This is a genomic window from Synechococcus sp. PH41509 (assembly GCF_020514285.1).
Lineage (GTDB): Bacteria > Cyanobacteriota > Cyanobacteriia > PCC-6307 > Cyanobiaceae > Parasynechococcus.
The window spans coordinates 24,225-30,876 of sequence record NZ_VTLD01000021.1 but is presented as its reverse complement, the minus strand read 5'-3'; the positions used below and the strand labels follow the sequence as shown (position 1 = coordinate 30,876).

General features: G+C 58.7%; 9 protein-coding genes. 8 read left to right on the top strand and 1 reads right to left on the bottom strand.

Annotation, left to right across the window (positions count from 1 at the left end):
* Positions 1-50: 50 nt before the first annotated feature.
* From glgB to FZZ88_RS07320, 8 genes are all read left to right on the top strand, one after another.
* Positions 51-2,348, top strand: coding sequence for a 1,4-alpha-glucan branching protein GlgB (gene glgB, locus FZZ88_RS07355; RefSeq protein ID WP_166016689.1), 2,298 nt, complete (start codon positions 51-53; stop codon positions 2,346-2,348).
* Between the two features lie 81 nt (positions 2,349-2,429).
* Positions 2,430-3,488, top strand: coding sequence for a uroporphyrinogen decarboxylase (gene hemE, locus FZZ88_RS07350; protein ID WP_166016690.1), 1,059 nt, complete (start codon positions 2,430-2,432; stop codon positions 3,486-3,488).
* Positions 3,485-4,504 carry an NAD(P)-dependent oxidoreductase gene (locus tag FZZ88_RS07345; protein ID WP_166016691.1) on the top strand — a complete coding sequence of 340 codons (1,020 nt, stop codon included), beginning with the start codon at positions 3,485-3,487 and terminating at the stop codon, positions 4,502-4,504. The genes hemE and FZZ88_RS07345 overlap by 4 nt, the downstream gene beginning before the upstream one ends.
* A 7-nt stretch (positions 4,505-4,511) precedes the next feature.
* A complete protein-coding gene (petE, locus tag FZZ88_RS07340; RefSeq protein ID WP_166016692.1) occupies positions 4,512-4,871 on the top strand; it encodes a plastocyanin in 360 nt (119 codons plus the stop codon).
* Positions 4,872-5,003: 132 nt separating this feature from the next.
* Positions 5,004-5,363 (top strand): c-type cytochrome, encoded by a 360-nt coding sequence (locus FZZ88_RS07335; protein ID WP_166016693.1) that lies wholly within the window; start codon positions 5,004-5,006, stop codon positions 5,361-5,363.
* A 5-nt stretch (positions 5,364-5,368) separates the two neighbouring features.
* Positions 5,369-5,626: a Nif11-like leader peptide family natural product precursor gene (locus FZZ88_RS07330; RefSeq protein ID WP_166016694.1), complete on the top strand. Its 258-nt coding sequence runs from the start codon at positions 5,369-5,371 to the stop codon at positions 5,624-5,626.
* Positions 5,626-6,021, top strand: a complete 396-nt coding sequence (locus FZZ88_RS07325) for a hypothetical protein (RefSeq protein ID WP_166016695.1) — start codon at positions 5,626-5,628, stop codon at positions 6,019-6,021. Before FZZ88_RS07330 ends, FZZ88_RS07325 begins: the two co-directional genes overlap by 1 nt.
* 19 nt (positions 6,022-6,040) lie before the next feature.
* On the top strand, positions 6,041-6,319 hold the full coding sequence (locus tag FZZ88_RS07320; protein WP_166016696.1) for a hypothetical protein: 279 nt from the start codon (positions 6,041-6,043) through the stop codon (positions 6,317-6,319).
* 68 nt (positions 6,320-6,387) lie between these two features.
* On the opposite strand, the gene FZZ88_RS07315 is transcribed toward FZZ88_RS07320, so the two are convergent.
* Positions 6,388-6,597 carry a hypothetical protein gene (locus FZZ88_RS07315; RefSeq protein WP_166016697.1) on the bottom strand — a complete coding sequence of 70 codons (210 nt, stop codon included), beginning with the start codon at positions 6,595-6,597 and terminating at the stop codon, positions 6,388-6,390.
* Positions 6,598-6,652 lie beyond the last annotated feature (55 nt).

Sequence of the window (6,652 nt, the reverse complement as noted above, 5' to 3'; positions counted from 1 at the left end):
ATCTGTTTCGTAAATCAGGCTTAACATCGCGCCCAATTCTTAGGTCTCCCATGGGTGTCGCCGCAGTCCTCGACTGGATGGTGCAGGACGGCGAACGGTTGGCGAATTGTCGCCATGACCACCCGTTCGCGGTGCTCGGTCCCCAGCCCTCTGATCAGGGTTGGACCGTGCGGATGTGGATGCCAGAGGCCCAAAGTGTGACTCTGCTCGTGGCTGGCGAACAGATCGCCATGACCACGCCGAACCACCCCTGGGTGTTTGAGGCAGAGCTCGCCAGGGACCCTGGTCTGGACTACCAGGTCCGAGTCGAACGAGGCGGCATCGTTCACGAACAGCACGATCCGTGGGCCTTCCGTGGTGAATGGATGGGCGAAATGGATCGCCACCTGTTTGCTGAGGGCAACCATCACCACATCTGGCAAAAGATGGGTGCCCACCTCACCGAGCGTGAAGGAATCACGGGCGTGATGTTTTGCCTTTGGGCTCCCAACGCTCAGAGCGTCTCAGTCATCGGAGATCTGAACTCCTGGGACGGACGCCACCATCCCATGCAGCAGCGTCTTGGTGGCATCTGGGAATTGTTCGTTCCCGGACTCAATGAAGGCCATCTCTACAAATACGAAATCCGCACACAGGACGGCCACTGCTACCAAAAGGCTGACCCCTACGGTTTCCAGCACGAAGTCCGCCCGGACAACAGCTCTGTGGTGGCCCGCCTGAACGGATACAGCTGGGACGACCAGGAGTGGATGCAGAAGCGCGACAGCAGCAACGCGCTCGATCAACCCATCTCGGTGTACGAAATGCACCTGGGCAGCTGGATCCACGCCTCAGCGGACGAGCCGTGGATTCAACCCGACGGGACCCCGCGCAAACCGGTTCCTGCGGCGGACATGAAGCCCGGTGCTCGTCTTCTCACCTATGCCGAGCTTGCCGATCGCCTGATTCCTTATGTAAAGGAGCGGGGATTCACCCACATCGAGGTGATGCCGATCACCGAGCACCCCTTCGATGGGTCGTGGGGCTATCAGGTGACAGGTTGGTACGCCCCCACCAGCCGCTACGGAACGCCTGATGAATTCCGGGCCTTCGTGGATCGATGCCACGCCGAAGGGATCGGGGTGATCATCGATTGGGTTCCAGGCCATTTCCCGAAGGATGCCCATGGCCTGGCTTTCTTCGATGGTGCTCACCTTTACGAACACAGCGATCCACGGATCGGGGAACACAAGGAATGGGGCACCCTGATCTTCAACTACAGCCGCAATGAGGTTCGCAATTTCCTTGTTGCCAATCTGATCTTTTGGTTCGAGCAATTCCACATCGATGGAATTCGTGTGGATGCGGTGGCATCGATGCTTTATCGCGACTACCTGCGTCCCGATGGGGAATGGCTGCCGAATGAGAACGGCGGCCGGGAAAACACCGAGGCGGTCCGCTTCCTTCAGCAAGCCAACCACGTGCTGTTCCAGCACTACCCCGGGGCTCTCTCCATTGCGGAGGAATCAACAACCTGGCCGATGGTGACGCAGCCAACGGACATCGGAGGTCTCGGATTCAACCTCAAATGGAACATGGGTTGGATGCACGACATGCTCGATTACTTCGAGCTGGACCCGTGGTTCCGCCAGTTCCATCAGAACAACATCACCTTCTCGATCTGGTACACCTACACCGAGAACTTCATGTTGGCACTGAGCCACGATGAGGTGGTGCACGGCAAAAGTCATCTCCTGCACAAAATGCCCGGAGATGACTGGCAGAAGTACGCCAACACAAGGGCTTTGCTGGCCTACATGTGGACTCACCCCGGCAAGAAGACGATCTTTATGGGGATGGAATTCGGCCAGCGGGCTGAATGGAATGTCTGGGGGGATCTGGAGTGGGATCTGCTCAACTACGAACCTCACAAAGGCATCCAGCGACTGGTGGATGACCTCAACGTTCTCTACAAAGCGGAACCCGCCCTCTGGCGTGACGACTTCGACCAGTTCGGCTTCCAGTGGATCGACTGCAATGACAACCGCCATTCCGTCATCAGCTTCATGCGTCGGGAGAGCAGCAGCGGCACCTGGCTCGTGGTGGTGGCGAACTTCACTCCCCAAAGCCACTCCAACTACCGCGTGGGCGTTCCGCTCGCGGGCTTCTACGAGGAGATCTTCAACTCCGATGCGGCCAAATACGGCGGCAGCAACCTCGGCAACATGGGCGGCAAACCGACGGAAGAGTGGGGCATCCATGGCTATGAGAACTCCCTGGATCTCTGCCTGCCACCGCTGAGCCTGGTGGTGTTCAAGCACGACCCGAAACGCAGCCTGAGCAGCAGCGACCCCGACAACATCCTGTGACGAAGGTGATGACTATTAGGGGGTGAAGCGCTAGTGGAGCCTTTGATTCAGGTAAGTTTTCGGCTGACCTGACCGGGCTTGATGAGCGACTCTTTACCCCTGCTCCTGCGTGCTGCGCGAGGTGAATCGGTGGAGCGTCCTCCGGTTTGGATGATGCGCCAGGCCGGGCGCTACATGAAGATCTACCGGGACCTACGTGACAAGTACCCCAGCTTCCGTGAGCGGTCCGAAAACCCTGATCTCTCCTATGAGATCTCGATGCAGCCGTTTCATGCCTTCAAGCCTGACGGCGTGATCCTGTTCTCCGACATCCTCACGCCCCTACCGGGGATGGGGATTGACTTCGACATCATTGAGAGCAAAGGCCCCCAGATTGGTGACCCCATCCGGAGCATGGCCCAGGTGGATGCCCTGCACCCGCTGAACCCAGCAGAGTCGATGCCCTTCGTGGGCGAAGTTCTGGGACGTCTCCGCCAAAGCGTTGGAAACGAGGCGGCTGTTCTTGGTTTCGTCGGTGCCCCCTGGACCCTCGCCGCCTACGTGGTGGAGGGCAAGAGCAGCAAGAACTACGCGGTGATCAAGGCCATGGCCTTCCGCGAGCCCGACATCCTTCACAAGCTGCTCGACCACTTCGCTGAGTCGATCGCCAATTACCTGCGTTACCAGATTGATTCCGGTGCACAGGTGGTGCAGATGTTTGATTCCTGGGCTGGCCAGCTGAGCCCTGCTGACTACGACACCTTTGCTGCGCCCTATCAGAAAAAAGTGGTGGATCTGGTCAAGCAGACGCACCCTGATACCCCCTTCATCCTCTACATCTCCGGTAGCGCAGGTGTTCTCGAGCGGATGGCCAAGACCGGCATCGACATCATTTCGCTGGATTGGACGGTGGACATGGCGGAAGCCCTGGCGCGCTTGCCGGAGCACATCGGTGTTCAGGGCAATGTGGACCCGGGCCTGCTGTTCGGCACCCCAGAGGCGATCGAGGCTCGCATCGATGACTGCGTCCGCAAGGCCCGCGGTCGCAAGCACATCCTCAACCTGGGCCATGGAATCCTGCCGGGAACTCCCGAGGAGAACGGTGAAGCCTTCTTCCGCTCCGGCAAGAGCGTGATGGACCGTCTCGGGGCTGCCGTTTGACCCGCATCCTGGTGACAGGCGCCAGCGGCTGCGTCGGTCAGTACGTCTCCCGCTGGCTGCTGGAGAATTCCGAGGCAGAGTTGCTTCTCTGGCTGAGGGACCCCGCCAAGCTCAATGCTGTTCCTGCAGACCACCCCCGCATCCGCCTTCTGGTGGGGGATCTTCGGGACACAGACCGGTTTGCCCATGAGCTGGCAACAATCAACCGGGTGATCCACACCGCCACAGCCTGGGGTGATCCCGAGCGGGCCGAACAGGTGAATGTGGTGGCCGTGAAGCGGATGCTTGAGCTTCTGGATCCAGCCAAGCTGGAACAGGTCATCTATTTCTCAACGGCCAGCGTGCTCGACCGGCACCTACGTCCACTGCCGGAAGCTCTGGCCTACGGAACCGAATACATCCAAACCAAGGCCCGCTGCCTCAGGGATCTGGAAGAGCACCCCCTGGCCAGCAAAATCATCGCCGTGTTTCCCACCTTGGTGTTTGGCGGACGGGTCGATGGCACCAGCCCCTTCCCCACCAGCTATCTCACCGAAGGCTTGGTTGAAGTGAGCCGTTGGCTGTGGCTGGCCCGTTGGCTGCGTGTGGATGCGAGCTTCCACTTCATCCATGCGGAAGACATCGCCCGCATCTGCGGCCTGTTGGCAACACATCCCCATGAGCCAAACCGTGAGCCCGGTCAAGGGGCGCTGCGCCGCGTGGTCATGGGTCAACCAGCCATTTCAGTGAACGACACCGTGGCAACCCTCTGCCGCTGGCGCGGTGTTGCTCGCACGCCAGGCATTCCGCTCTGGCCATGGCTGATTGAATCCCTAATCCGCGTTCTCCCCATTGAAGTGAACGCTTGGGACCGATTCAGCATTCGCCAGCGACACTTCATTCATGACCCGGTGACGCAGCCGGAACGCTTCGGTGGCAGCAGCCATGCTCCCGACTTAGCAACAGTTCTTTGTGATTCCGGATTGCCCAACCGCGGAACCCCCAGAGCAGAGCGTAAAATTGCTGGATCGACATAGCTCTTTCATGCGCTCCGTCATCCGCACCGTTGCAGCTGCTTGCTGCGCCTTCCTGATGCTGATCGGCCTCAACGTTGGCAGCGCTCAAGCCGCCACCGTTGAAGTGAAGCTAGGCACCGACGCCGGCATGCTCGCTTTCGAGCCTGCAACCGTAAACATCAAGGCAGGCGACACCGTCAAGTTCGTCAACAACAAATTGGCACCTCATAACGCTGTCTTCGAAGGCAACGATGAGTACAGCCACTCCGATCTCGCCTTCAACCCCGGCGAATCCTGGGAAGAAACCTTCGCTACCGCTGGCACCTACGACTACTACTGCGAGCCCCACCGTGGTGCTGGCATGGTCGGCAAGGTGATCGTCGAGTGATTCCAAAATTTCTCTAGAAATTAAGGTTTCATCCCAAATGAACTGCCAACCCTGAGCTGTGTGTCAATCACAGCTCAGGGTTCTTTTTTTTGCCAGAAACGATGGATACCTTGGAGTATTAAACGGATTTTGATGGCACGCGCTGCAGGACTGATCCTGATGCTCTTGATGATCGTCGGTTCGACTGATCAGCTGTCAGCCCCGGCGATGGCGATTGACACCTCAGCCTTTGAGAAAGGCGAGCAGATTTTCAACAGCAACTGCGCGGCCTGTCACATGGGAGGCGGCAATGTGATCAGCGCCAAACGCACGCTGAAGATCAGCGACTTGAGCAACCACGTCGAGGCCTACACGAGCGCCCCTTTGGAGGCTCTTGAGCACGAAATCGAGGATGGCCTCAATGCAATGCCCGGCTATGCCGACAAACTGAGTGAAGAGGAGATCATTGCGGTGGCCACCTACGTCGAACAACGGGCTGAATTGGGCTGGTAAGTGCGATGAGTCGTGAAGCTCTTCAAGATTTTCTGCGGGCGATCGAGCATCACCAGGGATTGCGACGCGATGCGGCGCGTTGCAGCGATGACATCGAATTACTGACCCTGGCCCAGCGCCATGGCTTCGATGTGATCCAGCGAGATCTCAGCGACGATGCTCAGGAATCAGCCATCACTCGCTGGTTTGAAACCAGCAGGATCCAACGCTCCTTTCAATCAACACCCTCTCAATCAACACAGTCTCAATCACCACAGTCCTGATGGCCGTAGTCACCCTGCTCAGTGATTTCATTGATGGCACCAGCATGGCTCTGGCCGAAGACACCGATGCCGCCGATCTGAACGCCTTCATGACCGCCAATCAAGGTCGGCTCTGGGCGAGCGTGCAACAACGCCGAAGGCAGCGACGTCAAACCGTCGTGCGCCGCGGCCCGGGAACGGTGTATTTCGCAGCAGATGCCACCGGCGCAGCCACTGTGGAGCGCTACCTCAGCAGCGAAACAGGATCAGCAGAGGAAGCAGCCGCCATGCAGGCCATGCAGACCGCAGGGGTGGAAATTGCCCCCCATGTGGGGGCTGACCGCGAACGCGATGCACTGCTCAACGGTCAATTGCGGGGGCTGACCGACCAAGCCAAGGCCGAGGGTTTCGGCTGAACCAACCGACCACGACCCAATGACGCTTCCCGACAACCCCCTGGGCCTAGAGAGTTTTGAGGAACTGGTCGACTGGACCGTCTCCTACCTCCACTTCAAACACGCACTGGAGGTGATTGCCTTCACCCCAGAGATCGCGACGGCCTACTTGAACAAATTCAGCGACTTCAAAAGTCGCTACGCCACGGAGATGAAAAAGCAGGACATCCTGGAAGCCCGTCTTCCCAAGGAGATGCGAGAGACGATTGAGGCCGAAAACGCTCACCGTGCATTGCTGAGGCAGCTCCTCAACGGTTGATCAAGCATCAGCTCAGCGCACGTCCTGACACGCCAAATCAGACCCTGAATGAGACTGACTCTCACGTCTCACGCAGCAGGATGCGCCTGTTTGGCAGCCTTCAGCACGCCCAGGTAGAGGTCTTCGTCAATCTCGCGGATGTCGTACTCCGTCGGTTTCACACCGTGATGGTGCTCATGGACGACCATCCAACAGCTGCGCTCCAGCTCTCCGCCAGCTGTCGACGACAGCGCCAAACTCTTCTGGACGAGAGACTCCACCAGCTGTGGATCAGACATCGGCGCTTCTCAGTTCGGCGAACTCTAAAAACCCATTCCGGTTTGCCGCCCCCTG

Coding starts and splice junctions, on each gene's coding strand:
- FZZ88_RS07320 (WP_166016696.1), top strand. CDS start 6,041: ATGACGCTTCCCGACAACCCCCTGGGCCTAGAGAGTTTTGAGGAACTG.
- glgB (WP_166016689.1), top strand. CDS start 51: ATGGGTGTCGCCGCAGTCCTCGACTGGATGGTGCAGGACGGCGAACGG.
- FZZ88_RS07315 (WP_166016697.1), bottom strand. CDS start 6,597: ATGTCTGATCCACAGCTGGTGGAGTCTCTCGTCCAGAAGAGTTTGGCG.
- FZZ88_RS07335 (WP_166016693.1), top strand. CDS start 5,004: ATGGCACGCGCTGCAGGACTGATCCTGATGCTCTTGATGATCGTCGGT.
- FZZ88_RS07325 (WP_166016695.1), top strand. CDS start 5,626: ATGGCCGTAGTCACCCTGCTCAGTGATTTCATTGATGGCACCAGCATG.
- hemE (WP_166016690.1), top strand. CDS start 2,430: ATGAGCGACTCTTTACCCCTGCTCCTGCGTGCTGCGCGAGGTGAATCG.
- petE (WP_166016692.1), top strand. CDS start 4,512: ATGCGCTCCGTCATCCGCACCGTTGCAGCTGCTTGCTGCGCCTTCCTG.
- FZZ88_RS07330 (WP_166016694.1), top strand. CDS start 5,369: ATGAGTCGTGAAGCTCTTCAAGATTTTCTGCGGGCGATCGAGCATCAC.